General features: G+C 43.3%; 24 protein-coding genes. 3 read left to right on the forward strand and 21 right to left on the reverse strand.

The window, feature by feature from the left end; genetic code table 11:
* Positions 1–5: 5 nt before the first annotated feature.
* The 10 genes from AAEM60_RS17835 to AAEM60_RS17880 all read right to left on the reverse strand — a co-directional run bounded on the left by AAEM60_RS17835 (position 6) and on the right by AAEM60_RS17880 (position 13,568).
* The gene (locus tag AAEM60_RS17835; RefSeq protein WP_299739673.1) at positions 6–587 is read right to left on the reverse strand and encodes a sugar O-acetyltransferase; all 582 of its coding nucleotides are present in this window, start codon (positions 585–587) and stop codon (positions 6–8) included.
* Positions 584–2,377, reverse strand: a complete 1,794-nt coding sequence (locus AAEM60_RS17840; protein ID WP_299739246.1) for a glycoside hydrolase family 13 protein — start codon at positions 2,375–2,377, stop codon at positions 584–586. Before AAEM60_RS17840 ends, AAEM60_RS17835 begins: the two co-directional genes overlap by 4 nt.
* Complete coding sequence (locus AAEM60_RS17845; protein WP_299739248.1) at positions 2,371–3,228, reverse strand: alpha/beta hydrolase-fold protein; 858 nt, start codon at positions 3,226–3,228, stop codon at positions 2,371–2,373. Before AAEM60_RS17845 ends, AAEM60_RS17840 begins: the two co-directional genes overlap by 7 nt.
* A gap of 74 nt (positions 3,229–3,302) precedes the next feature.
* A complete protein-coding gene (locus tag AAEM60_RS17850; RefSeq protein WP_341356821.1) occupies positions 3,303–4,460 on the reverse strand; it encodes an ROK family transcriptional regulator in 1,158 nt (385 codons plus the stop codon).
* Between the two features lie 72 nt (positions 4,461–4,532).
* Positions 4,533–5,375, reverse strand: a complete 843-nt coding sequence (locus tag AAEM60_RS17855) for a sugar ABC transporter permease (protein WP_299739253.1) — start codon at positions 5,373–5,375, stop codon at positions 4,533–4,535.
* 1 nt (position 5,376) lies between these two features.
* A complete protein-coding gene (locus AAEM60_RS17860; RefSeq protein WP_299739675.1) occupies positions 5,377–6,606 on the reverse strand; it encodes a sugar ABC transporter permease in 1,230 nt (409 codons plus the stop codon).
* Positions 6,607–6,736: 130 nt separating this feature from the next.
* A complete protein-coding gene (locus AAEM60_RS17865) occupies positions 6,737–7,981 on the reverse strand; it encodes an extracellular solute-binding protein (protein WP_341358016.1) in 1,245 nt (414 codons plus the stop codon).
* A 132-nt stretch (positions 7,982–8,113) separates the two neighbouring features.
* Positions 8,114–9,190, reverse strand: coding sequence for a peptidyl-alpha-hydroxyglycine alpha-amidating lyase family protein (locus AAEM60_RS17870; RefSeq protein WP_341356822.1), 1,077 nt, complete (start codon positions 9,188–9,190; stop codon positions 8,114–8,116).
* 527 nt (positions 9,191–9,717) lie between these two features.
* The gene (locus tag AAEM60_RS17875; RefSeq protein ID WP_341356823.1) at positions 9,718–11,514 is read right to left on the reverse strand and encodes a YhgE/Pip domain-containing protein; all 1,797 of its coding nucleotides are present in this window, start codon (positions 11,512–11,514) and stop codon (positions 9,718–9,720) included.
* Complete coding sequence (locus AAEM60_RS17880) at positions 11,511–13,568, reverse strand: MMPL family transporter (protein WP_341356824.1); 2,058 nt, start codon at positions 13,566–13,568, stop codon at positions 11,511–11,513. Before AAEM60_RS17880 ends, AAEM60_RS17875 begins: the two co-directional genes overlap by 4 nt.
* Before the next feature lie 159 nt (positions 13,569–13,727).
* Here AAEM60_RS17880 and AAEM60_RS17885 point away from each other — a divergent pair, with 159 nt between their 5' ends.
* Positions 13,728–14,294, forward strand: coding sequence for a TetR/AcrR family transcriptional regulator (locus AAEM60_RS17885; protein ID WP_299739259.1), 567 nt, complete (start codon positions 13,728–13,730; stop codon positions 14,292–14,294).
* Between the two features lie 143 nt (positions 14,295–14,437).
* On the opposite strand, the gene AAEM60_RS17890 is transcribed toward AAEM60_RS17885, so the two are convergent.
* From AAEM60_RS17890 to AAEM60_RS17900, 3 genes are all read right to left on the reverse strand, one after another.
* Entirely contained in the window at positions 14,438–15,094 is a 657-nt protein-coding gene (locus AAEM60_RS17890; protein WP_341356825.1) for a YdbC family protein, read from the reverse strand.
* Positions 15,095–15,164: 70 nt separating this feature from the next.
* Positions 15,165–16,130: a zinc-binding dehydrogenase gene (locus AAEM60_RS17895; RefSeq protein ID WP_341356826.1), complete on the reverse strand. Its 966-nt coding sequence runs from the start codon at positions 16,128–16,130 to the stop codon at positions 15,165–15,167.
* Positions 16,131–16,399: 269 nt separating this feature from the next.
* Positions 16,400–16,552 (reverse strand): hypothetical protein, encoded by a 153-nt coding sequence (locus AAEM60_RS17900; RefSeq protein WP_299739264.1) that lies wholly within the window; start codon positions 16,550–16,552, stop codon positions 16,400–16,402.
* 108 nt (positions 16,553–16,660) lie between these two features.
* On the opposite strand from AAEM60_RS17900, the gene AAEM60_RS17905 reads away from it, so the two are divergent.
* Complete coding sequence (locus AAEM60_RS17905) at positions 16,661–17,125, forward strand: universal stress protein (protein WP_299739266.1); 465 nt, start codon at positions 16,661–16,663, stop codon at positions 17,123–17,125.
* A gap of 50 nt (positions 17,126–17,175) precedes the next feature.
* On the opposite strand, the gene argH is transcribed toward AAEM60_RS17905, so the two are convergent.
* Positions 17,176–18,570 (reverse strand): argininosuccinate lyase, encoded by a 1,395-nt coding sequence (gene argH / locus AAEM60_RS17910; RefSeq protein WP_341356827.1) that lies wholly within the window; start codon positions 18,568–18,570, stop codon positions 17,176–17,178.
* On the reverse strand, positions 18,567–19,778 hold the full coding sequence (locus AAEM60_RS17915; RefSeq protein ID WP_299739270.1) for an argininosuccinate synthase: 1,212 nt from the start codon (positions 19,776–19,778) through the stop codon (positions 18,567–18,569). The genes argH and AAEM60_RS17915 overlap by 4 nt, the downstream gene beginning before the upstream one ends.
* A gap of 211 nt (positions 19,779–19,989) precedes the next feature.
* Between AAEM60_RS17915 and AAEM60_RS17920 the strand changes: the two genes are divergently transcribed.
* Positions 19,990–20,295: a hypothetical protein gene (locus AAEM60_RS17920; RefSeq protein ID WP_341358017.1), complete on the forward strand. Its 306-nt coding sequence runs from the start codon at positions 19,990–19,992 to the stop codon at positions 20,293–20,295.
* A gap of 44 nt (positions 20,296–20,339) precedes the next feature.
* Here the strand turns inward: AAEM60_RS17920 and AAEM60_RS17925 are convergent, their stop codons facing one another.
* The 6 genes from AAEM60_RS17925 to AAEM60_RS17950 form a co-directional block, all read right to left on the reverse strand.
* Positions 20,340–21,176: an EcsC family protein gene (locus AAEM60_RS17925; protein WP_299739272.1), complete on the reverse strand. Its 837-nt coding sequence runs from the start codon at positions 21,174–21,176 to the stop codon at positions 20,340–20,342.
* Positions 21,177–21,331: 155 nt separating this feature from the next.
* Positions 21,332–22,525, reverse strand: a complete 1,194-nt coding sequence (locus AAEM60_RS17930) for an acetate kinase (RefSeq protein ID WP_341356828.1) — start codon at positions 22,523–22,525, stop codon at positions 21,332–21,334.
* 381 nt (positions 22,526–22,906) lie between these two features.
* Entirely contained in the window at positions 22,907–23,902 is a 996-nt protein-coding gene (locus AAEM60_RS17935) for a class I SAM-dependent methyltransferase (protein WP_299739276.1), read from the reverse strand.
* 123 nt (positions 23,903–24,025) lie between these two features.
* The gene (tpx, locus tag AAEM60_RS17940; protein ID WP_149157128.1) at positions 24,026–24,526 is read right to left on the reverse strand and encodes a thiol peroxidase; all 501 of its coding nucleotides are present in this window, start codon (positions 24,524–24,526) and stop codon (positions 24,026–24,028) included.
* Positions 24,527–24,655: 129 nt separating this feature from the next.
* Entirely contained in the window at positions 24,656–25,135 is a 480-nt protein-coding gene (ytfJ, locus tag AAEM60_RS17945; protein ID WP_044339424.1) for a GerW family sporulation protein, read from the reverse strand.
* A gap of 15 nt (positions 25,136–25,150) precedes the next feature.
* Complete coding sequence (locus AAEM60_RS17950; protein ID WP_299739280.1) at positions 25,151–25,861, reverse strand: DUF2953 domain-containing protein; 711 nt, start codon at positions 25,859–25,861, stop codon at positions 25,151–25,153.
* Positions 25,862–26,752: the final 891 nt, after the last annotated feature.

Here is a 26,752-nt window from a genome sequence, read left to right on the forward strand (position 1 = left end):
ATTTTCTAAATATCCCTTACGACTCTGCAAGGATTTCCCACTGCTAGACTGTTTTCAGGTATTGATTTCGTCACAACACTTCCGGCTCCGATAACTGCATTGTTTCCTATTGTGACTCCTGGCAAAATGACTGAATTACCGCCTATCCACACGTTATCTCCAATAGAGATTGGCTTAGTCAATGTGCGGTAAGGGGCTTCATCCGGACCATGATGGAGATTGATTCTTTCAGATGCCCGGAGAGGATGAGTGGCCGAATAAATCTGGACATTCGGTGCAATTAGAACGTTCTCCCCTATCGTCACTTTATTTGTATCCAAAATAGTACAGTTAAAATTGATAAACGTGTTTTTTCCAATTGAAATGTTTTGTCCATAATCACAGTAGAACGGCTTTTCCACCCACACATTTTCTCCCATTGCTTCAAGAAGCCCGGCCAGAATCTCCTGTTTTCTTTCTGCCTGGTCTGGAGGGGAGAAGTTGAATTGATCCATCAGAACCCTTGCTTTCCTGGCCATTTCCATCAACTCGGGATCTCTTGCATTATAGTACTCTCCATTTAACATTTTTTCTTTTTCAGTCATCAGTTATTTCTCCTTTTACTGTCATCTACGATTCTCAAAATTTTAATACTGAAAGCCTCCACCTCCATCTTGGACGCCACTGTTAATGGATTTTCTCCAGTCAGTAAATCCTCCACTGTTTTTCCAATCAGGTCATCAGGCATTGTGAGGGACTTGCTACTGTCTGAACGGCTGAGAAAACATAAGACAGTCTCATCCCCACAGCTTCGCTTGTAGCCAATCACGTCCTCCTCAATAGGGCTTTGAATGAATTCTATACTTGCTTCACTGCTTAATGCCCGGTGCTTTTTCCTTAAATCAATAAGCTCGGTGATAAAGGTAAGCAGCTCCCGGTCCTGCTTTTCTGTATCCCATTCCATACACTTTCTGCACCCCGGATCCATCGCTCCAGTCATACCGATTTCATCACCGTAATAAAAACACGGAGTACCAGGAGAAGTGAGCAAGAAGGTAAACAATGCCCTAACCTTTCTCGAATCGTTGCCACATAAAGTGGCAATTCGCGGGGTATCATGACTTCCAAGCAGATTGAAAGAAGCATCCATGACAGGTTTCGGATACATCAAATAAGCATCCGTTGTCTGATTGGCAAATTGAATGGCTGTGATGGAACCTTTCGCAAAGAAGTCTAATGCCGGAGACGTATATGGATAATTCATGACGGCATCGAATTGATCTCCCTGAAGCCACGGTAAGGCATCGTGCCAGATCTCCCCAAGGATATAAAGATCCGGTTTGACCTTTTTGACCTCTTTCCTGAATCCCCTCCAAAAATCATGGGAAACCTCATTCGCAACATCCAGCCTCCAGCCGTCAATGTCAAACTCTTTCACCCAGTATCTCCCGACTTCCAGCAGGTAACTGCGCACTTCTTCATTCGCCGTATTTAACTTTGGCATTGTATGGGTGTATCCAAACGTCATATATGTCGGGACCGGTGTTGTCTGTAGCGGGAAATCGTCAATATGGAACCAGTCCTTGAACCGGGAATTCTCACCGTTTTCTAAAACATCCTGAAAGGGAGGAAAAGTGAAGCCGCAGTGATTAAACACCGCGTCCAGCATAACCTTGATTCCTCGCTTATGACACTCATTCACCAATCGCTTAAATGTCTCTTTATCACCGAACTGGGGATCAATCGTTAAGTAATCCTCCGTATCGTATTTATGATTGGAAGGAGCTTTGAAGATGGGGGTGAAATAGATGCCTGTGATACCGAGCTCATCCAAATAGTCGAGATGATTGATGACTCCCTGGAAATCCCCGCCGAAGAAAGTGTGTTCACTTGGTTCCTCACTTCCCCAAGGGAGTGTTCCCTGAATATCATTCCCTTTGTCTCCATTGGCAAATCTCTCCGGAAAAATCTGATACCATATTGTATCTTTCACCCAATCTGGGGCGGCAAATACGTCTTCTTCCAATAAATAAGGATACAGGAAGAACGAAGAAATGGCTTCGTCCAGTGATGGATAGAAGCCCTTCTCAGTGAAATAAAGCACTTCCTTTGAATCCCGAAGCTCGAAGGAATATTTCACCCTTTTGTCCCGGGGCCTGATACTCACTGTCCAATAATCATATAATTCTGTCGAGCCGCACTTATTCATTTCTTCGATCTGTTTAGGAATCCAGCTCCACACGTGATCGACAACTTCACCACGGAAAGGATCATCCCATATCAAGTAAACGGAATCTACATCGTTTCTTTTCGTTCGGATCCTGAATTGAAGAGTGTCGTGATCCAACGGATAGGCATAGTTTCCTTTTGGACGGTGGTAAACAGCTTCTCTCAGCATCCTACTTCCTCCTTCTTTTCTAATACATCAATCAGTACAGCCTTTCCTTTTTCTGTTCCAAAGAAATAGAGCAGTGGGGCATGAACCCTTTTCGCCCAGTCATCTTCTGTATGTTTTCCAGAGTGATCAATCTGAAACAGGAATTCTTTTTCATGCTCGTATCCCAATCGTAGAAGGTGTGCTGCCATATCTTCCACTTGAGCAACTTCAATTAATGGACCTTCTTCTGCCCCAATATCCATCCAGATTTTCTTTAATGGGACTTTCTCTGAAAATTTATTCACCAGGCTTATCTCTCGTTTCAATTCCTTATGATGATAATAGAAATAAGGCGACATGATGCCAACCATACTGAATACTTCCGGGTTACGAAAGCCGATATGATAACTGACCGCTCCTCCCATGGATGAACCCATCAATGCCGTACATTCAGCGGTTTTCTTGGTCCGGTACGTCTGATCGATAAGAGGTTTGATTTCATGAATCAGGAATGTTTCATACTGATTTCCCTTTGCAGAAAAAGGCGTGGTTGAGAACGGCACATCTACTTCCCCCTCTCCATGAAAATAAAAGTTGTATTCATTGGAACGTTCAGTCGGGTGATTCTCTATTCCAACAATAATGATTTCTTCCATTTCCCCTTGTTTAATTAACTCATCCGCTATCTCATGCATCCTCCAGGATTGTCCATTAAATGCAGTGTGGAAGATATTCTGACCGTCTTGCATGTACAATACTGGATAATGCTTACTCCCCTCCTTATAACTTGGGGGCAGGTAGATATGGACATTGCGGGTATTGCCTAGATAAACGGATGAAACGTTTTCAATTGTTTGAATAGATGAGTTCATAATTCGTTCTCCTTTTATTGATTCAATGAATTAACTATTAGTGGTAAAAAAAGTTGAACACGTGCATGGCATGTTCAACTTTTGTATTGATAGATGCCATTCAGCAGGGCAAGGCTTCCTGCACCAATGACTTCAATATATTCGCCGAGACTGGATGCCTGGAAATCGACCTTCTGTAAGGAAGCTACGTATGCCTGATTGTTGACTTCCCTGCTGATCAAATCGGCAAGAACCTTATTATATCGTTCCAGTGGCCCTCCAATCACCACTCTCTGAACATGAATGATATTGATGAAGGAGGATAACGGAACTGAAATCTTCTCTCCTGCAGCCTCCAGGGCAGCGATGGATTCTGCGTTTCCTTCTAGGATAGAATGTGTTAACTCCTCAATGGAGTCACTCTTCCGTTCCTCGGCAAGAGCTTGCAAGGATGCATATTCATTGATACACCCCTTGTTTCCGCACCAGCATGGCCGTCCGTCGGGTTGGTATGTCATGTGAGCGAATTCTCCCCCACCTGATATACCACTACGGAAATGTGTGTCATTTAATACCAGCCCAGATCCAAGGCTGCGGCCCACATAGAGAAACATAAACTGATCGAAATGCTTACTTTCACCAAACAACTTCTCTGCAAGCGTCATGGAGCTGACATCACGGTCTACGTAAACCGGGAACGAAAAGTGGTTCTGTAAATAGTCGTAAAGGGGAATTTCCGGCCAGCCTTCCTCTTCGTTTCCCAGAACTGTCCCCTTCTTAATATCCACGGGCCCATTGACCCCGATTCCTAATCCGGTAATCACATTATCTGAATGCCGATGAATGAAAGTCTTTAACTCTTCCACTATAAAATGGAGGTAGGCATCGACCGTAAACTCTTTGGAAGGTGTGCTTCTGACTACATCCTTCACCCTTCCGTTCAGACTGACTAACCCGATGGAGATTTCTTTCATCCCAATATGCATCCCAATCACCCATGCGGCTTCATCCCGTAGAGTAAGGGCTACGGATTTCCGGCCAGCCCCCTGCTTCTCAACCGGGAGACTCCCTTGTTCCTGAATCAGGCCCTCTTCTAAAAGATCCGAGGTTATATACGTAATGGTCCCCCTGGTCAAATTGGTCAGCTCAGCAATCTGATGCCTTGAGATCGGTCCGTTTCTCAACATCGTCTTCAAGACGAGGGAGCGGTTAAATTGTTTAGTTCTTTGCGTATTCTGCCCTTTTAATCCCATGATTCCATTCCTTTTCCAACGTTAATATGACTAATATATCAGACTTCCTCATTGATCACCAATGGAATCCCGTTATCCTTTGGTTCCTCCAGCTGTCAATCCGGTAGTGAAATAACGTTGCAACGAGAAGAATAGAATACTGATTGGAATAGCAATCAGTACAGCTCCTGCAGCAAATTGAGTATATGAATTACCAAACTGTGAACTGATTAATTGATAAAGTCCAACAGCAAGGGTATATTTCTCCTCGGATCTAAGCAGGATCGTCGCCAATATGAAATCCGTGAAAGGCGTAATGAAACTGAATAAAGCCACCACCGCAAGTATCGGTTTAGCCAATGGCATGATGATCTGCCAGAAGATGCGAAGATGACCGGCTCCATCCATGGTGGCCGATTCGTCCAATGATTGGGGAATGGTGTCAAAGTACCCCTTCGCAAGCCACGTATTCATAGGAATCAATCCACCGACATATATCAAGATCAAGATAAGGTGGGTATCGATCAAACCCGTCATATTTGCAAAGACATAGATCGCGATCAAAGCAGAGAAGTTCGGCACCATTTGTAAAATCAGGAATAAAAGGAGGCCGTTTTTTCTCCCTTTAAATCGATAACGTGAAAACGAATAGGCAGTCAGCCCAATAGAAATGACGGCCAGTATCATGGTGATGAAACAGATCTTAATGGTGTTCCAGTACCATAGAAGATAGGGGGTACTCTCAAGGTCAAACAGCGTTTGATAGTGAGCAAACGTGAAATTGTCCGGAATGATGGAAGAGCTTGTTAAACTGTCTCCGGGATTCAGTGAAGCTCCAATGACCCATAGGACCGGATAAAGCACGATGATGCTTGCTGTAAAGAGAAATGCGTATGACATTGTTATTCGTATTCCATTCCACCATGCTGCTTTCATATTACATCATATCCTCTTCATTGAATGATTTTGTTCTCCTGAATTGCCATAAAGCTATCACAATGACGATGATTGATAGAATCATTGTAATGGCCGCGGCTTTACCATATTGAGCAGAAGCCATAGTCAGATCGTACACCCACGATATCAGGATATCCGTTCCCCCTGCATTCTGACCGGAAACAGCAGGACCTCCTCCATTAAACAAATAGATTACATTGAAGTTATTAAAGTTATACGTATATTGTGTAATCAAGATGGGAGCGGTCGCAAATAGAATCATAGGCAGGGTAATGTTCTTAAATTGACTAAAGCGTGAAGCCCCGTCCATTGCGGCAGCTTCATACAACTCTCCGGGTATTGACTGGATAACCCCTGTCACCATCACAAAGATGAATGGGAAGCCAAGCCACCATTGAACGAAGATTAACGCAATCTTCGTCCAGAATGGTTCAGTCAGCCAAGGAACCGCATCAACTCCAAAGAAATGAAGGATGTTCTGATTAATGGCACCAAAACTCTCATTGAACATACCTGAGAAGATTAAGACAGAAACGAAAGCCGGGATCGCCCAAGGTAATATAAAGATGGTCCGAAATACTCTCTTCCCCCATATTTCCTTTTGCTGTATCACGATTGCTAACAGAATCCCAATCACAACTTGCCCAGTTGTCGCTGCAAAGGTCCAGATAATGGTCCAGGCAAATACACTGAGAAATGTTTCCCTCCAAATATCTACTTTTACTAAATCAATGAAATTCTGAAATCCTGTCCAGTCTACCAATTTGGCAGGTGGGGAATGATAAAGGTCATAATTCGTGAATGACAGGAGCACCATGAAGATGATTGGAAACACAACAACAAACAACAAAAGGAGAAAACCGGGGGTTAACATCATATATGGAAACCCCGAGTCAATCAGATTCCGGTATTGCTCCTTTACTGAGCTTATTGAACGGCGTTCGTCCCTTTTTTTACCTGTTTGATACGCATCATATAGGTTGAAGCCATATACCGCCAGTCCCAACAGCGTAACAACCAAAGCAATGATTCCCTGTATCAACAAGAATATGGAATGATCACGGGGCAGTTCAGATCCAAGTGTCACTAATCCCCAAAGCCCGATATCTAATAAATCATGAAAAGCAATAAAGAACGAGCCAGCCATCAAGAGGAATATCAAGCCTTTTACAAATTGCCGGTTATAAAATTGTCCAAGCCCCGGTATCATCGATAACACCGCAGCAAGCCTTCGATGTTTTGTGCCCGGTGACTGTTTCTGAGAATGTGAGGGCTTTTCAGTAAGATCACAGGTCTCAAGTTCTTCTTTTCTGACACTATTCATCGATTCGCCTCCCTCCTTACTGATGATTTGCTTCTATGGAAGATTGAATCGTCTTAACGGCTTCATCAAGAGCTTCTTCCGTTGGCTTCTTATCTAACGTGATCAACTCAAGCGCTGTCCCCATCGGTCCCCAAACCTCTCCCATTTCCGGAATATTCGGCATTGGGACACCATATGTGGATTGAATCGCAACAGCATTAGCTTCTTGGTTATCTTGGATAAGCGGATCATTCAGGAGGCTTTTGACAGGTGGGATTTCTCCTGTCGTTTCAAAACGGATTCTGGCATTTTCTTCACTACTCAAATGTTCGACCAGCATTTGTGCCCATTTGGCATGAGATGAATAGCTGCTGACATGCCAACCCTTGACACCAATCAACGTCTTCATCGGTTCGCCATTTGGCAGTTTCGGGAGAGGAGCCACACCAATATTTACACCGGCTTCTCTGAAACTATTAAACGCCCAGGGACCCGCCATTACGGCAGATGCTTTTCCCTCTATAAACAAGCTTTCCATCGTGGCTCCACCATTTTCACCGAATAATCCTTTAGGGAATATTCCTTCTTGATACCACTTCTTGATATATTCCGCTCCCTTAACGGAACCATCATTATTTAACCCGATATCCTTCCGATTGAGACTTCCACCCTCGTCGTCAAAGATATAACCGTCCATGCCTCCCATGACTCCAAAGCCAAAGTAAAGGTTATTCCAAACTGCTAGAAATCCATACTGGCCTGGTTCTGTGTTTTTAGATAAGGCATATAATTCTTCCATGGATGCCGGTGCCTGACCCATAAGTTTCTTATTATAAATCAGCACCGGTGTCTCAGCAGCCTTTGGCAGTCCATACACCTTCCCGTCATAGGTCTGGGAATCGATAGAAGAATCAGTAAACTGATTAAGTATTTTCTCGTTCACATCAATCGGATTCAAAATTCCTTCGATGGCCAGCTGTCCGATCTGATCATGAGGAAGGGTAAATACATCTGGTCCTGTGCCTGCGGGTCCGTCCAACCTGATTCTCTCCTTCATTTGAGAAGACATTTCTACTTCTTTAACTTCTACGTTTATTCCCGTCTTTTCTTCGAAGCTCTTAATAGCTGGTGCCAAGGCATCTGATTTCCCAATATCCTCCCAAACAATAAGATTTTCAGGTTTTGAATTGATCTTTTTTTCGTCTACAGTTGAGGAGGACTCTTCTGGTCCACATCCACCTAAACCTATTAATGCCCCTATAAGCAATAAAGCTTTTACCATATTCATTTAATATAACCCCCTAATTAATTAATTAATTCATTTAATTAATTAATAGTATAATAGATTTCAGAAATTTCGCAAGCCCTTTCAAAGCAATAAAAAAAGAGCACACGTCTGTGCCCTTTTCTACCATCATTCCTTGACCCTGAATACTTGCAGCCGGTTATTCTGAAGTTCTGCCACAAAGATATCCCCATTTTGATTCACCGCGACATCGTGGGGAACCTTCATTTCCCCGGCTTTTGAACCCCACTTTCCAAATCGGTTGATGATTTCACCATTCTTATTTACTATCACTACTTGATGTGATCCTCTTCCTGTGTTTGGATAAAGTGCATCACCGCCATCTACGAGATACACGTTTCCATCATTCCCTACTTCCACACCGAAAGGACGACCTATTTCCTTCTGTTCCCACGCATCCAGGAATTCCCCGTCCTGGTTCAACACCTGAACTCTTGCATTGTTTCTATCTGCCACAAACAAGTTCCCTTTCTGATCATGAGAAATTCCATGAGGAAGGTTGAATTCACCCGTACCGTTCCCCAGGTCATTCTTCTCCCAAAGGAAATTTCCATCAGAATCAAATTTTACAATCCTTCTATTACGATAACCATCGCTTACGGCGAATGAACCATCTTCCATAACGGTGACATCTGTAGGACGGGCAAATGTGTACTTAGTCATCCCGGTTGGAAGATTTGGAAGTACATTCCTTATCCGCAGAGCAGCCTCCATATAAAATGGATAGTCATCTCCAAATGTGGCCAGTAAGTGACCATCAGGTGTAAACTTGTACACCTTGTTCAGCGTTATATCTGTGATCCAAACATTATCTTCATCATCGATTTCCAAGCCATGAGGGGATGCAAACATATTCTTTCCCCAACGGTCTTTCACCTCTTTTGTTTCCCCGTCAATCACAATGAGGGCAGGTTCTTGTATTAAGCTTTCTCCACCATATTCTGAACTTCCCCGATGTAAATAATAGATATCTCCTTTACTATCGACTGCTACTCCACTGGCTTCCCCTGCCATTTCTTTATCTGCCTCTGTCCGCGGCCAAAGAATTTCAGGTTTATAATCCTTTGACTGTTTTGCTTCAGGGACTTCTTTATACACTGTATCACTTCCTCCACGACTGAACCATGCTATCAATGCTCCCAATATAAGGAGGATGCCTATCATTATTTGAATTTTCTTTCGCAATCCCATTCAACTCCATTTCATCGTTTATTCTTTTGAATGCAGATATGAATGTACCATATGATGGCCTTCGATTTCCTCTGACCTGTTACATAAAAATATATCAGTCTGGAGACCTATGATGTAGATTGTCTTTTTTTCAGCTGGAATATGCTCTTTAACGGATGAATGGGGACGGATTTGGGGCAGTTCATTCAGATGAGGCGTCCCTTTGCCGCAGAATTGATCCTGACTGGCCGATTTCAATCCTAATTTGGGATTATTGATCCTGTTCCAGATTTATTAATCCTAGATTGGATTTATTAATCCTCTTTTTGAATAATTGATCCTCCTTGTCGAATTTTCTTTAGCAGGTATGTCAAAGGAGATTTTGTTATGTATGAATCACCTGTTTGAAGCTTAGATTCATTCCACGCGTAGTATGAGAACAGCGTTTAACGAGAGTGTGCCCTTGAAAATAAATAAAAAAATGACACAAAGGTAGTTACTAAAACCAACCACCTTTGTGTCAATCAGCAAATACTCTCAGGTTATTTAAACAAATCCATCAGCAGATCCCAAAACCCTTTTTCTTTCTTAGGCACTGCCTTCTTTGTTTCTCTTTCTTCTTTTTCAATGCTTTCTGTCTTGATCACAAATTGCACGGAAGATACTTTTTCGTTCTTGGAGGAAACGAAGGATACAGGCTTGAAGTCCGATTTATCGTATTCAGCCATCATCTTATTGATTTCCTCTTGCATTTTGTCAGGAAGGTTTTTCGTTTCCTGATGCAATTTGCTCGTTCCACTGTGAAGATCTGCGACTCCATCTTCTAATTCGTTTGTTCCTCCAGCCAGTTCAGCAATGCCGGAGTGAAGCTTCCCGTAAGAAGTGGATAACTGACCCACGCCTTTTGTATAGCGGACCAGTCCGGAGTGGAAGTCGCCGTAGTTGGCGGACAGTTCACCCAGTCCTTTTTGCAGCTGAGCAAACCCGCTCATATCCGTTTCTTTCAAGGATGCAGACAGATTATTCGAGATAGACGTCAGCTGTCCGCTCATCTCGTTGACGGAACCACTCACCTGATTCAAGGTTGGTTCCACGGCAGCGAAGGCTTCCTTGACGCTTGCATAGGTCCCCTTCACTTTTTGCGCAGCTTGATGGGACTCCACCAGTTTATCCACTACCTGCGGCTCCGCTCCGCTTTCATATAATGCGGCAATCTCTTCTTCCGAGAGCTCGGAAGAAGGGATTCCCGCCATCGCACCGTCCAATGCAGCGTAGGCTGAAGAATAGTTCTTCTGCAGGGTCGATAACCCATTCGCGGCTTGTGTCAGGCCATCTGCCAATTGTGCCAAACCAGCCGGCAGCTCATTCAAAGCTGATAAATCCATTTCGGCAGGATTCGCAGCCAGTGACTGATTGATGGTTCGCAGTGCATCGCCGATAGAATTCGAGGCTCCGACAATTTGAGACGAAGAACCGTTCAATTCACTGATGCCATTTTTATATTGAGCCGAACCATCACGCAGGCTCGATGCCCCATCGTTCAATTGGGACACACCATTTTTCAGGTCGGCCACCCCGGTATTTAGCTTCCCGATGGCACCAGATAGCTCCGACATGTCATCGGTCATATTTTCTGTTCCCGTCGTATCGATTGGGAGTGTGGAAGGGACAGCCGCAATTTGAACTCCTTCGAACTCAAAGTCCACTACATCCGCTTCCACGCTTAGCTTTTTCTCTTTTCCAGGCATGACGGTAAAGGTGATTTGCTTATTCTTCCCAGCATTCGCCACCATTCCGTCTGCCGCTTCGATGTTCTCATACGTATTCGGCAGGTTCAGGGAAACCTGCAATAAATAATTTTCATAAAATACGGTACCTGCATTCTTATTTTCAGCAGTATCGATATTGATTTCTAGATGTCCGCTTTTTCCTGCAAGTTGTGATGGATCCATTTTCTTCCCATCCAAGCTATATGATACCTTCACATCCCATGGTAACTTTGTATCTTCTTTCATGTTTCCTTGATACGTGAACTTTCCTTCAGGGGCATCCACTTCAACCTTCTGCCCCTCCAGCTCAAGCTTCTTCAGATCCGTCAGATTCTTGACGCTGCTGAATTCCCCGTAATCGAGGATCTTTCCGGCACGAGCTACCTCGAAGGTATTCACGACATAGATCGAATCCAGGTCTCCAGCTGCGTCCAATGTCGCGTACACGACTTCATCCTTCGAAGTGACCTTTCCTTCCATTGCCGCTTGGGCGGGTACACTAAGAAATGAAGGCAAGAATAGCATCAATGCGAGTGCAGAATAGCGTAATTGTTTTTTTCTCATCATCATTTCTCCTCATAATAATTTGCTTTATACGTTGTTTTCTTAATGACTTTATCGAATACCAACAGCATCGCCGGCAGGACAAAGAGGACCATGATAAAGGCTAGCAGCGCCCCCCTGCCCATCAATAGACCGATGGATCCAACGATCGGATTGGAGGAGGTGATCCACAAAATAAAGCCGACACTCGAAAGGATCGCTGCCGAAATCGAAATCGAGAATGTCTTCTCATCCAGGGTTCTCACCATTGCTTCTTTAGCAGGCATTTCCTTTCGATAATGGGTATAAGCCTCTGTGAATAAAATCCCATAATCGACCGTCGCGGCAAGCTGTACGGTACTGATGATCAAGTAGCCTACAAATACGAGTGGTGTATTCGTGAAATATGGAATCGACAGATTGATCCATACGGCCGCTTCAATCGTGATGAGCAGCACCACCGGAATCGTAATCGATTTAAAGCTGAACAGAAGCACAAGGGCAATCGTCACGACTGTCAGCACATTCACGACCACATTATCCTTTTTGACGGTATTCTTGATGTCATAAAGCGTCACGCTCTCCCCAAGCGCCAGAGCTTTATCCCCGTAATAATCCGCCGCCGCTTCTTCCACCTTCTCTACGATTGAAAAAGGAACCTCTCCTTCCGTACCCTGATTCGTATTAATGACGATCCGGCTGTAATTTTCAGAGTAGAATTCATCGGTGATCGATTTATCCAGGTACTCAGGAGGGATCTCAGAGCCAACCTGGTTAACATACGCCATGACTCCAGTCACATAATCAAGGGATTCGATGTCCTCCACGAGCTCCTTTTCTTTGGCCGTATCTCCTTTTGGAACTAAAAGAACGATCGGTGTCGTCTCACCAAATGTCTCCTCCACCTTCTTGAAGTCACTCCCGACACGGGTGTTTTCCGGCTGCTCACCTGACCCGTAAATGAATGACGTATTCGTTTGCCCCAGGAAGGCAGGAACCAAAATGGCAAATACAAAGATCAGGCTCGGTACCTTCAGTTTCAGCACCTTATTCCCGATACCCGCGAAGCTTGGAACAAAACTCTTATGTTTCGTCTTATCCATCCATTTATAGAAAACTAACGTCAGTGCTGGCAGGAACACCATCACACTGATGAAGCTCAGGACGATCCCCTTCACGAGGTTCACCCCGAGATCCGATCCGATTTGAAACTCCATGAATGTAAGGGCGATAAATCCGAAGAACGTCGTTGCCGCACTTGCCGTGATCGCCGGGAACGACTTCTTCATGGCAAGCTTCATCGCTTCTTCAGGATCATCCGTCACTTTCCGGTAATCGGAGAAGCTGTGAAGCAGGAATACCGCATAATCCAGGGACACCGCCAGCTGCAGGATCGGAGCAACCGACTGGGTGACGAAGGAAACCTCCCCAAGGAAGATATTCGTTCCCAGGTTGATGAGGACCGACACCCCGATCGCAGTCAGGAAGAACAGCGGTTCGATCCACGAAGTCGTTGAGACGACCAGAATCAAAATAATGAGGGGAACCAGTAACATCCCTGCGTACATCGATTCACTTCCGGCCATTTTCTGAGAACTTGCCGTATTGGCCGCTTCACCGGCAATCGCACCATCACTACCGATTAGCTCATAGATTTCATCGGTGATCCGGACCTCATCGCCGGTAGCGACACTGATGGAAAACAGCGCATTCTGATCATTATAGTAATTCTCGACCGTCTCCTTGTCCGCCACTTCCAAAGGCGTCTTCAGATCGACCATATCATCCAGCCAGATCACATCCGATACTCCGTCAATGTTCTCCAGCTTTTCTTTAAATTCGAGTGCCTCCTGTATCGTCACACCCGTAACCATGACCCGCGTATCAGGAACGTCACCCGTGAACTCCTTTTCCATGATGTCCATGGCCTGTGTCGACTGGGCATCATCGGGCAAATAATCGACCATATTATAATTGACCTTCACAAAAAACTGCGCAACCGTTGACAGGATCGTCACCAGCATAAACGCAATCAACACAGCTTTCTTATGCTTTATGATCCATGCTGCTAAATTTATCATTTCTCAACCTCACTTGTATCTCTCACATTTTCACCTTATCATTATAATAAACACCGTGTTGGATATTCAACGGACAGTTGCATAAGGAATGTTCAATACTCAACACATCATTCTTGTGTGTTGGATATCTCACAAAAAGCATGAAAGGAACGTTGATCTTTGAACTCAAAAATGGACCGACGAAAAAAATATACACGCATGGTTTTAAAGGACAGCCTCTTGAAACTACTGCAGGATAAATCAATCTCAAGCATCACCATCAAAGAAATCTGCGAAACAGCAGACATCAACCGATCCACCTATTATGCCCACTACTCAAATCAATACGAACTGCTCGAAGCAATCGAAGAAGAATTCATCGAGGACCTGACCGTCACACTGAGCCAATACAACTTTTCAAAAGAAGAAGAAGCCCTCCAAATGACCGAAAAACTATTCGAATACATCGCCGACAAAAGCGACATCTGCGAGGCACTTCTCAGCGAGAACAGCGATATGTACTTTCTCAAAAAAGGCATGATCATCACCCATGAATTCATCTTCAAAAACTGGATCACCGACAGCAGGATCGATCAAGAAACCTATGAATACATCAATATGTTCATGGTGAGCGGAAGCATTCACGTCATTAAAAACTGGGTGGAGAATGGCATGGATAAGACGCCTGAAGAGATGGCGGGGATCTTGCACCGGTTTATTAATCGGGGGTTGTCGGGGGTGAGGTAGGGACATTGTTCACAAAAAAGCCTACTCGAAGACAATATTAGATAACGTCTTCGGGTAGACTCTTTAGTTATTCCTTTACTTATAAATTGGTAGATTGTACTATACATCACACTAAAGGTTGGCGAGTTTATCACTATGATAGATTAACCACCATTATTGAAGGGAAGTACTCGCCACGCTTCTTCAAGTACAACTTCTTCCCCCATAATCTCCTGCACATCGGTTTGCATTTTGGTTTCCTTAACTAAAGCTGGAAAATGCTTTTCCACATATTTTTGATGGAATCTCTCATTTCCCCAACAGGTAAACACCAGAAAATCTCTCACTCTCTTTTTAGAAATAGCAAACGATCCCCCAAGAAACCCTTCAGCTGCGCTCATTCCTGGATTCCAAATCGTCTTTTGCATGTCAATAAAATGATCTGCATGTCCAGGTTTCACTAGTGCCCTGGCCACTCGAACATATTTAGCTTTCTCTAAAACATGAGTTATCTTTTTTTCCGAACCAGGGACCGTAAAACTCTCCTCATATAATGATACATCTATAGACTTATAGGTACTCGATTGATTTGAATGGAGAAGGATTTCGTCATGTACATTATCCATAAAATACTGATAGGCTTCTTCATTTTCCCAAAAAGCAAAAATACAGGCTGTAGAAGGGTCCTGATCACTCCACCCACCAACCTGACCCAAAAATCCGTTCAGCGGACTCAGCGCTTTCCAAATTTTCTGTTCTTCGAAAAAATCTTCCTTCCTTTCCTCGCTCACTTTACACGTAATCACTTTAATCATCATCATTCTAACTCCCTACTAAGAAATTTCAAGGGTAACGGATCTTTTAACCTGAGACATCTTTCTCAGCAAGGATTTATACCTTAATCAGCACTTTCCCCTCATAATCACGACTCTCTATCAATTCATGCGCTTTTGCTGCATCTCTCAATTCAAAGATCTGTGCGACGGGCAGGATGACTTTCTTGGAGGCAAATAACTTTATTACCTGATCAGCAACAGGAGCCAAAAGTCCCGGTCGATGTTTCCTGGTCGTTCCTAAGCTGAAGCCTTTTACATTTCTGCAGGAACTATGAACATCGCTTGTTTTAAAGGTACCGGCTTTTCCACTGCTGTTGCCGAATTGAACAAGGGTTCCATATAGACCCAAACACTCGAGACTCCTGGAAGTGACTTCACCTGCTACTGAATCGAAAATGACATTTGCTCCTTGATCACATGTGCTCGTAAGGACTTCCTCTTTAAAAGAGTCGTATGTACAAACGAAATCTGCACCTAAGTTCTTCACATAGTTTTCTTTCCGAATGTTCCCCACTGTTGCAATGATCGTTTCTACCCCAGCAAGTTTTGCTAGTTGTACAAGCATAGAACCTACGCCACCGGCAGCACTATGGATGACGATCGTATCGCTCTTTTTCACTTGACCGACTTCATGTAAGAGAAGGTAAGACAAGATTGATACGGTCGGCATGGCAGCAGCCTGTTCAAGAGGAAGACTGTCAGGGATTTTGAACACCAATTGTTGATTTGCCTTCACATATTCTGCGTATGAGCCACCTATGGGAAAGGCGATGACACGGTCACCGACGGAAAAGGTAGACGATTTTGCCGCCCTCACAATGGTTCCCGTAACATCCAATCCAAGAGTGAAGGGGAAGTTCCCCTCTACTTTAGTACCTTTCCGTGACTTGATATCTGCATAATTCACACTGGTAAATGCGGTTTTTATCAACACTTCATCATCCGTTATTTCCGGGCATTTCACATCAGCGAATACAAGTACATCTGATTTTCCGAACTCATTTTGAATAACTGCTTTCATTATTGTAGCTCCCTTATACAACAAAGTAGAATCTCCTGTATAACATATTTTCCCATCACTTTCATTTTACTGTAAAAAGGGGTTTTCGAATAATATTAAAACTGAAAGGACAATCATAACATTCTCTTATTGATATAAGAAAAATCAGTCCATGACATCCATTAAAAAGCAAGCAGGAAAATATCCTGCTTGCTCTCGACTGCCTTTATTCAGCTCCACATATTTTAAACTAAGCATGAAAGCTTGTAGAAAATAGGTATCTTTACTACCTACTTCTCATTCTCTTCATTCTCATACGTACTATATTGACCATTCTCCGTATCAATGACCCCGCTCGTATAAGAATCCATGATCTGCTGGCTCACCTGTTCATTTGCCTGCTCGTCATATGAAAACTGCTCTTTCGGATCCCTCTTCTTCATGTCGATTCCCCCTTATAAATAAGTAGTCGTTTCCCTTTTATTGTTCGAAAATTAGCTACAGATATGAGTGGAAAAATATAGTATGATAAGGGTAAGGAGGGGATAACAATGAGTTTAAAATATCAGAACATATTAATAGCCGTTGATGGATCCAAAGAAGCAGAATGGGCGTTCAAAAAAGGGATTGCCATCGCTAAACGTAATGATGCAACATTATCATTGATTCATGTCATCGATACCCGTTCCTTTGCGGCGATCGAATCCTATGATCGCACAGTAGGAGAAAGAGCTATCAAGTATGCTGAAGAATTGTTAGATGAGTACAAAGCAGATGCTGCAGAAGCAGGCTTAACAAAAGTGAAAACCTATGTCGAGTACGGTTCCCCGAAAGTGATCATCCCCAGAGAAGCAACGAAGAACGTCAAAGCAGACCTTATCATATGCGGCGCAACCGGACTCAACGCCGTCGAACGATTCCTTATCGGAAGTGTGTCCGAGCATATCACACGTGCTGCCCATTGTGATGTTCTCGTAGTTCGGACAGAAGAATTAGAAGAGGAATTATTATCATAACCAAAAGAGCCGTTGAATGGAGATAGACTCTACATTCAACAGCTCTTTTTTTACACAGATTGAGTACTGAAGGATTTCACATGAGATTTCCCCTTCTCAATCTGAACCTTCACCTGTTCAAACCCGGTACCACCATAAGACTTTCTTCTTTCAACCGCCGAATATGGAGTCAAAATCGAATAAATATCTTCTTCAATCAATGAAGAAAACTCACCATACTCCTCCAAAGAAACATCCTTCAGATAGCAGCCTTTTTCAATACAATAGAGAACCAGCTTACCGACGATTTCGTGGGCTTGTCTGAACGGAATCCCTTTCGTCGCCAAGTAATCGGCAAGTTCCGTCGCGTTGGAAAAGTCGTTCCCTACCGCTTTCTCCATTTGTTTCGTGTTCACTTTCATCGTAGAGATCATTCCAGTGAAAATCTTCAGGGATCCCACCACCGTTTTAACGGTATCAAACATACCTTCTTTGTCTTCCTGCATGTCCTTGTTGTATGCAAGAGGCAAGCCTTTTAAAACGGTAAGAAGGGAAATAAGATTCCCATTCACTCTTCCTGTCTTCCCTCTGACAAGCTCCGCCATATCAGGGTTCTTCTTTTGAGGCATGATGCTGCTTCCAGTCGTAAAGCTGTCATCTAGCTCGATGAAGCGAAATTCTTCTGTGGACCAAAGGATCATCTCTTCAGCCAGACGGGATAGATGGGTCATCAGAATCGAGCTGTTGCTCAGGAATTCCAGGATGAAATCACGATCACTTACGGCGTCCAGACTGTTTTCATAGCATGCCCCAAAGCCAAGCAGCTCGGCTGAAAATTCCCGGTCAATCGGGAATGTCGTCCCAGCCAGTGCCCCTGCGCCTAATGGGGATATGTCGATTCTTTTAAGAGAGTCAACAAGTCGTTCCTTATCCCGGTTAATCATCCAGAAATAACACATAAGGTGATGGGCGAAGGAAATCGGCTGGGCACGCTGAAGATGAGTATACCCAGGTATGATCGTTTCAACATTTTCTTCGGCCTGAACAATGATTGCCTGCTGAAGATCCTCAACTAGTGTAACGATTTCCTCAACGCGTCTCTTTAGAAATAGGTGCATGTCGGTCGCGATCTGGTCATTACGACTTCTACCTGTATGAAGCTTACCGCCGACCTCTCCGATCAGATCAATCAGCTGCTTCTCCAAATTCAGGTGAATATCTTCATACTCGACAGAAAACTGAAGTTCATTCTTTTCGGCCTTTTCGTAGAGTACATGAAGTCCGTCCAGGATTTGATCTGCTTCACTGTCAGTCAGGATCCCGCATTTTTTCAACATTTTTACATGGGCGATGCTGCCTTCAATATCTTCTAGAACGAGCTCCTGATCGAAAGAGATGGATGCGTTGAATTCATCCACCCACTCTTCCGGCTTCTTGGTGAAACGTCCTCCCCAGAGCTTGCTCATAGAGTCACTTTCTCCTTCTTTTCAGCATTGACCATTGCTGAAACCTTTGTCGGCAGACCCCATAATTGAATGAATCCAACGGCAGCATCATGGTCGAATTCATCCGCTTTTGTGTAAGTCGCAAGTTTCTCATCATATAAAGAATTCGGTGATTTTCTTCCTTCCACGATCGCATGCCCCTTGAATAATTTCACACGTGCGACACCATTCACATACACCTGCGTTTGATCAAGGAATGCTTTCAGTGCTTTATTCAGTGGGGAAAACCATAATCCTTCATAAATCAATTCCGTCATTTTCTTCTCGATCACAGGTTTAAAATGAGCAAGCTCTTTCACAAGCGTGAGATCTTCCAGCTCCTTATGAGCTTTTAACAGCGTGACGGCTGCTGGACATTCGTACACTTCACGGGACTTGATCCCGACCAGGCGATTCTCCACATGGTCGATACGTCCGACCCCATGCTTACCAGCGATGACATTCAGTTTGGAAATGATCTCATGAAGTGGATATGCGACGTGATCTAATTCAACAGGTACTCCATGCGAGAATGTAATCTCGACCACATCCGCTTCGTTTGGTGATTGTTCGATACTGGACGTTAAATCATAGGCATCCTCTGGAGGAGCGGCCCACGGATCTTCAAGAACTCCACACTCATTGCTTCTTCCCCATAAATTCTGGTCGATGCTATAAGGGGAATCAAGATTGATTGGAATAGGAATCCCTTTATCCTTCGCATATTCAATCTCCTCTTCACGTGACCATTTCCATTCACGAACCGGTGCAATCACTTCTAAGGAAGGATTCAATGCAGCGATGGATACTTCAAATCTCACTTGGTCATTCCCTTTTCCGGTACATCCATGTGCGACCGCTGTAGCATTTTCCTGTTCAGCGATTTCCACAAGTTTCTTCGCAATCAAAGGTCTTGAAAGAGCAGATACCAGTGGATATTTCCCTTCGTATAGAGCGTGACTTTGTAATGCAAGAAGGGCATATTCATTCGCAAATTCTTCTTTCGCATCGATGACATAGCTTTTTGAAGCTCCTACCTTCAACGCCTTTGCTTGAACGAAATCCAGATCCTTTCCTTCTCCAACATCCAGGCAACATGCAATCACTTCATATCCTTTTTCCTTTAACCATTGAACCGCAACCGACGTATCTAAACCACCTGAGTAGGCTAATACCACTTTTTTATTCATCCGTATCTCCTCCTGTTAATCTATATATATTGAATAATTATTCTTTAGGATGAATTTATATTAGCAGTTTATCAGAGAATCATCAATACTTATTCATGAATTTGTATAAATATTTTATAAGAGGATTTCACAATCCGCTTTGTACTGGGCTTATAAGGGTAAATATTGTAGGATGAATGTAGAATGAATCATAAGGAGTTCACAATTTATGGTGAAAGATTTTTTCGTATATAATTCAAGGTTAAGAATACATCTTCCATATCTCACGAATGAATGGCATGCCTATTCGTCACAGGAACAAGAATCTGTTCTACTGGAATGGGAGCGTGTGAGAGGAGCCATTCCTGACAGAATTCATGAAATTGAAGTTGAAATTGAACAACTTCAAGGAGAATTGTCTCAGGAAGAGGACTTTGACAAATCATGTAGAATTAATGGCGAGATCTCTGAAAGAGCATCACAAATCAATGACTTATGGATTTGGTATCGAACCAACCCGGAAAAAACCCAGTGCTAAAAAAAGAAGAGGGGACGATGTGGCCACCTCGTCCCCTCTACTTTTTATTGATTCTTCTTTTGACGCAAATAACGGTATTGATAGTATTTTTCCGCAAAATCAGTGATCTTTCTCGAAAGCTGATAGTTGACCCCTGCCCCTATGGCGATGCTGACAAGAGGTAACCCGGACCACTTCTTCCCTTTAAACATTGTGATGGCTAACCCTTTCAGAGCTTGTTTCATGGGCCCTTCCAGCCACGTGTAGTCTGTCAGCTGTTCTGATCCATCATAAAAGTAATTAGAATCCTTTTTATTCAGATCTTCCATTAGATCTTCCCAGGCAAGTGCACGAAGTCGGGAAGGAAGTGTCGAGGCATGAAACACCTTCAGTGACGTCATCATCTCGAAAGGAGTTTGTACATCAAAACCATAGGTGATGGCAATAAGCTGAACCGAACGGATATTGATGACGGCCATGGCAGGCAAATCCGAGCCCAATGCCACCAGCCCCCCGGTTCCCGTTACCCCCCCTTGAAATAATGAATAGATCCGGTGACGGCCAGCATGCTGTTCCGCTATGTAGTGAAGCTGATCAATCGTTAAAAAATGAAGATCTTCAACCGTTTGAACGTCCTGATTAAAGGCTCTTGCCGTGACAAGGATGCGCTCACGGGCGTCGTTTTGCATCTGTGAGCCTTGAATAAGAGAATGCATGTGAAACAACCAGCCATCAAGGCGTTGAAAAAATTGGTCCTGAACATGTTCAGGGATTGATTCAAATGCGTAATCCAGCCATTTGACATATGTATGTTCTAAATCATTCGCTTCGTATTCATATAATTCTTCTTTCCAGGCTTTGATGGATTGCCATACTTGTTTATCTCGTTCAGACCAGTTCACTTCTCCCACTCCTTACATTCCGTAATTTACGTATAGTATACCATATATATAGACGACAATTCTTTTCTCACCAGGATAGTCTTTTGAATACTCTGTTATTTGTTTCCCCTATATAAAAAACAGGGTCACCATCAAGGCAACCCTGTTTGCTTACATTAGATATTCCCTTTTTCCACTACATCACGTGCAATCATGACTTCTTCGTTTGTCGGAATGATCATGACTTTTACAGGTGAATGCGGGTAGTTGACGAATGCTTCTTTACCGCGGACCTTGTTACGTGCAGGATCCCAGTATACGCCCATGAATTCCAGTCCTTGAAGAACTCTTTCACGGATAAGGGTACTGTTTTCACCGATACCTGCTGTGAAGACAATTGCATCTACACCATACATGCGGGATGCATATGAACCGATATATTTATGGATACGGTTTGCGAACACTTCCAGAGCCAATTCCGCACGCTCGTTCCCTTCAGATGCCTGTTGTTCGATGTCACGCAGGTCACTTGAGAACCCGGATACACCAAGCATACCGGATTTCTTGTTCAGGATGTTTAATACTTCATCAGCCGTTGATCCTGTCTTTTCCATAATGAACGGGATAAGGGCCGGGTCGATATTACCTGAACGAGTACCCATGGCAACCCCTGCTAAAGGAGTGAAGCCCATTGACGTATCGATTGATTTACCGCCTTCGATTGCCGCGATACTTGCACCATTACCTAGGTGACAAGAAATCAGGCGCACTTGCTCTTCCGGACGGCCAAGCATTTCAGCTGCACGCTGAGATACATACTTATGGGACGTACCGTGGAAACCATATTTACGGATTCCGAAATCTTCATAATACTCATAAGGAAGGCTGTATAAGAATGAGCTTTCCGGCATGGATTGATGGAACGCCGTATCAAATACTGCAACCGCAGGAACATTCGGAAGCACGTTTTGGAATGCCTTGATACCTGTTAAGTTTGCAGGGTTATGAAGAGGCGCCAAATCAGATAGTTCTTCGATCTTCGTAATGACTTCGTCTGTGATCAGTACAGAATCATTGAAGACTTCTCCGCCGTGTACGACACGGTGACCGATTCCATCGATTTCATCAAGTGAGTTGATGATGCCATAGCCTGTCAGCTTTTCAAGCAGCATTTTAACCGCTACTTCATGGTTCGGAATATCTGTTACTTCTTCACGCTTCTCATCATTCACTGTTATATTGAAAACCGCATCGTTCAACCCGATACGTTCAATCAGACCTTTGGTAATGACCGTTTCTTCAGGCATATCAAAAAGCTGAAACTTTAAAGAAGAGCTTCCAGCATTAATTGCAATCACTTTTTTTGCCACGTTGTATCGCTCCTTTTGTTTTTCGATCTCTTGACTCTTATTTATTCTGTTCATTGAATCATTTTTTATCTCTCAATTCCCCATTAAATCACTGACTACCATCTATTTCAAGAAAAAGCTTGAAATGACATCGTTTTCATGTTAAATTAAATATTTTCGCAAAAGTTAGAATTTGAAGTAACGGTGGGAGATGGATGATAGGGGCTTGTGCAAATTTTGTCGAATCGTGCATAACGATCGATATATCCCTATAAAGGTTGATAAATCCGTATATCGGTCGATGACCCAAAATCGAATGCCTCGTTTCCTTCATACCCGTAAAAGAAGAAGAGTAAAACACACAAAAAAAACAAGACCGCCAAGAGGCAGTCCTGTAAAATATTATTGTTTATTCTGTGCAAGCCACTGATCGATTTTAGACATGATGTCCTGCAGGGCTCTTTGATTCGATAAGCTTGGCAGCTGAGCAAGCAATACTTCTTTAGGAGGCTGTAGGCCTTCTTTTTTCTTTTGAAGGACCAGGATGCTCTTCGCTGAGTTTTTATTTTTGAATAGGGAAAGTGGCAGCTGTAAGAAGCCTTGGATATCAGCCTTTTCTTTCAAATACGTTTGCAGCTGTGTGCTGTATGGAGATTCGAATAGTCCATTTGGCACGATGAAGAAAAGGTATCCTCCGTCTTTCGTGTGCTTCAGGCTTTGTTCCATAAACAGATGGTGGGCATACGAGTGGCCTTCTTCTGCTTTCAGTTCATAGTCCTGTGCACGTAAATCGTTCGGGTAATAGCCAATTGGCAGGTCACATAACACAAGGTCTACAGGATCGATGAACAGAGGTTCGATTGAATCCTGATTAAAGAGCTGTAATGGGTGTTTTTGAAGATCGGCCCCCACGTATGCGAGCTTGATCAATACTTCATCAATTTCCACCCCGATGGATTGTGTTTCTTTTCCTGGCATTTGATTCAAAACCGTCGTCAGGAGGTTTCCTGTTCCGATCGCCGGGTCCAGGATGGTAAGTTTGTCCATACCTCGGGTGAATTTATTGACTAAATAGCTGATAAATAAACCAAGAGAGTCCGGGGTCATTTGATGATTCGGCTGAACGTTTTCTTTCATTCCTTTTAAGATCGCGAATTGAAAGGCTTTACGGATATTTTCATTCTCAAGCTGAGAAAGACTCACTTCATCATACTTCTTGTTCAGGCGTTTCTTAGTCAGTTCACTGACTTCTTCTTGCAGGACGTCCCCCTGAAAAAGGTTTTCTCCCGTTTCTGCAACAGCTTCTAAATAACTGCATGCCAGTTCCTCTTGCAGCAGTGTAGCAGTTTCATCGATTATTCCAAATAATGATTCGACTGGCGAATTAATCATCGGCATTCATTCCTTTATCACAATTTCATTCATCTATTTTACCTTTGTCCCAGGAGTTTGTAAAAAAAACAATGCTGACCTTCCGATAATGAGGTCAGCATGTCTAAAAAATGTGCAGTTAATACAAAATTATTTAGCGTTCTTCACTGCTTCAACGGCAGCATCATAATCCGGGTGGTTTGTTGCTTCACTTACATATTCCACATATGTCACTTCATCGTTGCTGTCGATTACGAATACTGCACGGGCAAGCAGACGTAGTTCTTGGATGTGTACGCCGAATGCTTCACCGAAAGAAAGATCGCGGTGGTCGGATAGAGTTTGAACATTTTCGATACCGTTTGCCCCGCACCAGCGCTTTTGAGCGAACGGAAGATCCACGGAAATCGTCAATACTTCTACATTATCAAACTTTGTTGCTTCTTCATTGAATTTTCGTGTTTGTGCATCACAAACACCTGTATCGATGGAAGGAACGACACTGATCAAACGCACCTTGCCTTTGGAATCATTCAGTGTGACTTCCGATAAATCATTAGCTAATACTGTGAAGTTAGGAGCTTTGTCCCCTACTTTTACCTCATTACCTAATAGAGTGACAGGATTGTTCTTAAACGTAATATTTGCCATTATTTGTTCCTCCTCCATAATAATATGTACATGTTTATAGTACAGAAAAACGATACGGTAAAGCAAATCATAGGGGTTCTTTTCAAAAAAAAGATGAGCTCACTCATACTCGAGTAAGCTCTCCATCTTTTACAGATCAAGTTTTTGATTGTGATTACCCTGACTATTATTGTCCTGCTTGTTATCGTCCTTTTTCATCATACCCTGAATCTTTTCGATGGCACCGGGAGCGAGATCCAGCAGGCGATCGATCAGGTGAGTGCTTTCATCTAAGTGAAGCATCTTGATTCCTTTTGAGCTGACGATCAAGAATGCGATCGGAGTGATCGAGACACCGCCCCCGCTACCTCCACCGAATGGCTGCTGTTTAGGGGATGATTTGTCACTGCCGCCGTCTCCGCCTTTTCCGCCACCATCCTCTTTTCCTTTACCATCAATGATAAACTCACTTCCACCTGCAGCAAATCCAAAGCCAACCTTTGATACTGTCAGGATGACACTTCCATCGGGTGTTTCAACGGGATCACCGATAATCGTATTCACATCGATCATTTCTTTTAAATTTTCCATTGCCGTGGTCATTAGACCTTCAATAGGATGTTCTGACATATAAAGACCTCCTTATTAAACTGAATGTTTTTCTCCAGAAAGTGTGGAAAGGGGCTTTGTCTTGAACTTAGCCATACCGCCTCTCCAGTACCGAAGTATCTTGAAACCTACTAGGATAGCATTCCCTATCCGAAACTGGATAATACATGAAAATTGCGTTTGGATCACAGCGTGCTGGAACATCGGAGTCACCTCTATGACGGGCATGGATTGAAGGCGCACATAACCGCTCAGAATCCCGATGATACTCCCTTTCATCCCCCATATCGTCCCTGTTAACGTCCCTGTTGAAGCTGCATCGCCAGTGCCGAATAACGTTTTCCACTGCACATGATCCAGTTTGACCTTTTTGAGAAATGACCGGATGATTCTGTGAAGTGACTGAACATGTATGATGATCTCCTTCGTATCATACAAACTATCTATAAAATCTTGTGGAGTGATTTTCTTTTTAGAAGCTTTTGTCTTTGATGGATTGCTTTCGTTGCCTCTTTTCTGTTCTTCTTCTAACACGATATTCGGACCATCGTCATCGAGTTTGACTAACGGGATATCGATTGTATATTTTAGCAAGCCAAACCATGCCCTCAGCTTCACTTTGAAATGGTCATTGTCATTCCCGTGGTACAAAGAGAGAGTAACGGTCAGCTTCGTAATAATGAGAACAAATAAAATAAACATAATAAGTGCCATAACGATGATTAATGCCCAAATCCACCAACTCATATTTTCACACCCTTCAACCTCTTATTATGGCCTTTGCCTGAAAAAATAAACTAAGGGGGAGAGATTTTGTGTGGGGAAGGGGCTTGTTTAACGGGATAAAGAGAGCTTTATTTGCAGAAATCACTTTTGATATTGTATTTGTTCCGGTCATTGAATGATTACGGGGTCACTCGAGGGTAATTGGGACATCCCCTTTTTAATAATTGCGTCGTTTCCCTTTGGAATTGCGTCTTTTTCCGATTAATTGCGTCGTTCCCCTACGTAATTGCGTCTTTTTTCGATTTATTGCGTCGTTTCCCTACGTAATTGCGTCTCTTTCCGATTTATTGCGTCGCTCCTCTACTTAATTGCGTCTTTTCCCCATTTATTGCGTCGTTCCTGTACGTAATTGCGTCTTTTTCCGATTTATTGCATCGTTCCCTTACGTAATTGCGTCTTTTTCCGATTTATTGCATCGTTCCCTTACGTAATTGCGTCTTTTTCCGATTTATTGCGTCGTTCCCCTTTGGAATTGCGTCTTTTTCCGATTTATTGAGTCGTTCCTCTACTTAATTGCGTCTTTTTCCCATTTATTGCGTCGTTCCCCTACGTAATTGCGTCTTTTTCCGATTTATTGCGTCGTTCCCCTTTGGAATTGCGTCTTTTTCCGATTTATTGAGTCGTTCCTCTACTTAATTGCGTCGTTTTCCAATTTATTGCGTCGTTCTCCTACGTAATTGCGTCTTTTTCCGATTAATTGCGTCGTTCCCCTACGTAATTGCGTCTTTTTCCGATTTATTGCGTCGTTCTCCTACGTAATTGCGTCTCTTTCCAATTAATTGCATCGATTTTTTAATTCCATGCATCCTTTCACATTAATTAGAAACAAAAAACCAAACCCATATAAGCAGG

This window comes from Rossellomorea sp. y25 (assembly GCF_038049935.1).
In the GTDB taxonomy this organism is placed as follows: domain Bacteria; phylum Bacillota; class Bacilli; order Bacillales; family Bacillaceae_B; genus Rossellomorea.

Excerpts from the sequence above, each read along its gene's own strand:
- AAEM60_RS17905 (WP_299739266.1), top strand. The coding sequence starts at position 16,661 with ATGAGTTTAAAATATCAGAACATATTAATAGCCGTTGATGGATCCAAA.
- AAEM60_RS17935 (WP_299739276.1), bottom strand. The coding sequence starts at position 23,902 with ATGCCGATGATTAATTCGCCAGTCGAATCATTATTTGGAATAATCGAT.
- AAEM60_RS17890 (WP_341356825.1), bottom strand. The coding sequence starts at position 15,094 with ATGATGATGATTAAAGTGATTACGTGTAAAGTGAGCGAGGAAAGGAAG.
- AAEM60_RS17875 (WP_341356823.1), bottom strand. The coding sequence starts at position 11,514 with ATGATGATGAGAAAAAAACAATTACGCTATTCTGCACTCGCATTGATG.
- ytfJ (WP_044339424.1), bottom strand. The coding sequence starts at position 25,135 with ATGTCAGAACATCCTATTGAAGGTCTAATGACCACGGCAATGGAAAAT.
- AAEM60_RS17865 (WP_341358016.1), bottom strand. The coding sequence starts at position 7,981 with ATGGTAAAAGCTTTATTGCTTATAGGGGCATTAATAGGTTTAGGTGGA.
- AAEM60_RS17850 (WP_341356821.1), bottom strand. The coding sequence starts at position 4,460 with ATGGGATTAAAAGGGCAGAATACGCAAAGAACTAAACAATTTAACCGC.
- AAEM60_RS17950 (WP_299739280.1), bottom strand. The coding sequence starts at position 25,861 with ATGAGTTGGTGGATTTGGGCATTAATCATCGTTATGGCACTTATTATG.
- AAEM60_RS17845 (WP_299739248.1), bottom strand. The coding sequence starts at position 3,228 with ATGAACTCATCTATTCAAACAATTGAAAACGTTTCATCCGTTTATCTA.
- AAEM60_RS17915 (WP_299739270.1), bottom strand. The coding sequence starts at position 19,778 with ATGAATAAAAAAGTGGTATTAGCCTACTCAGGTGGTTTAGATACGTCG.
- argH (WP_341356827.1), bottom strand. The coding sequence starts at position 18,570 with ATGAGCAAGCTCTGGGGAGGACGTTTCACCAAGAAGCCGGAAGAGTGG.
- AAEM60_RS17855 (WP_299739253.1), bottom strand. The coding sequence starts at position 5,375 with ATGAAAGCAGCATGGTGGAATGGAATACGAATAACAATGTCATACGCA.
- AAEM60_RS17860 (WP_299739675.1), bottom strand. The coding sequence starts at position 6,606 with ATGATACCGGGGCTTGGACAATTTTATAACCGGCAATTTGTAAAAGGC.
- AAEM60_RS17880 (WP_341356824.1), bottom strand. The coding sequence starts at position 13,568 with ATGATAAATTTAGCAGCATGGATCATAAAGCATAAGAAAGCTGTGTTG.
- tpx (WP_149157128.1), bottom strand. The coding sequence starts at position 24,526 with ATGGCAAATATTACGTTTAAGAACAATCCTGTCACTCTATTAGGTAAT.
- AAEM60_RS17840 (WP_299739246.1), bottom strand. The coding sequence starts at position 2,377 with ATGCTGAGAGAAGCTGTTTACCACCGTCCAAAAGGAAACTATGCCTAT.
- AAEM60_RS17895 (WP_341356826.1), bottom strand. The coding sequence starts at position 16,130 with ATGAAAGCAGTTATTCAAAATGAGTTCGGAAAATCAGATGTACTTGTA.
- AAEM60_RS17900 (WP_299739264.1), bottom strand. The coding sequence starts at position 16,552 with ATGAAGAAGAGGGATCCGAAAGAGCAGTTTTCATATGACGAGCAGGCA.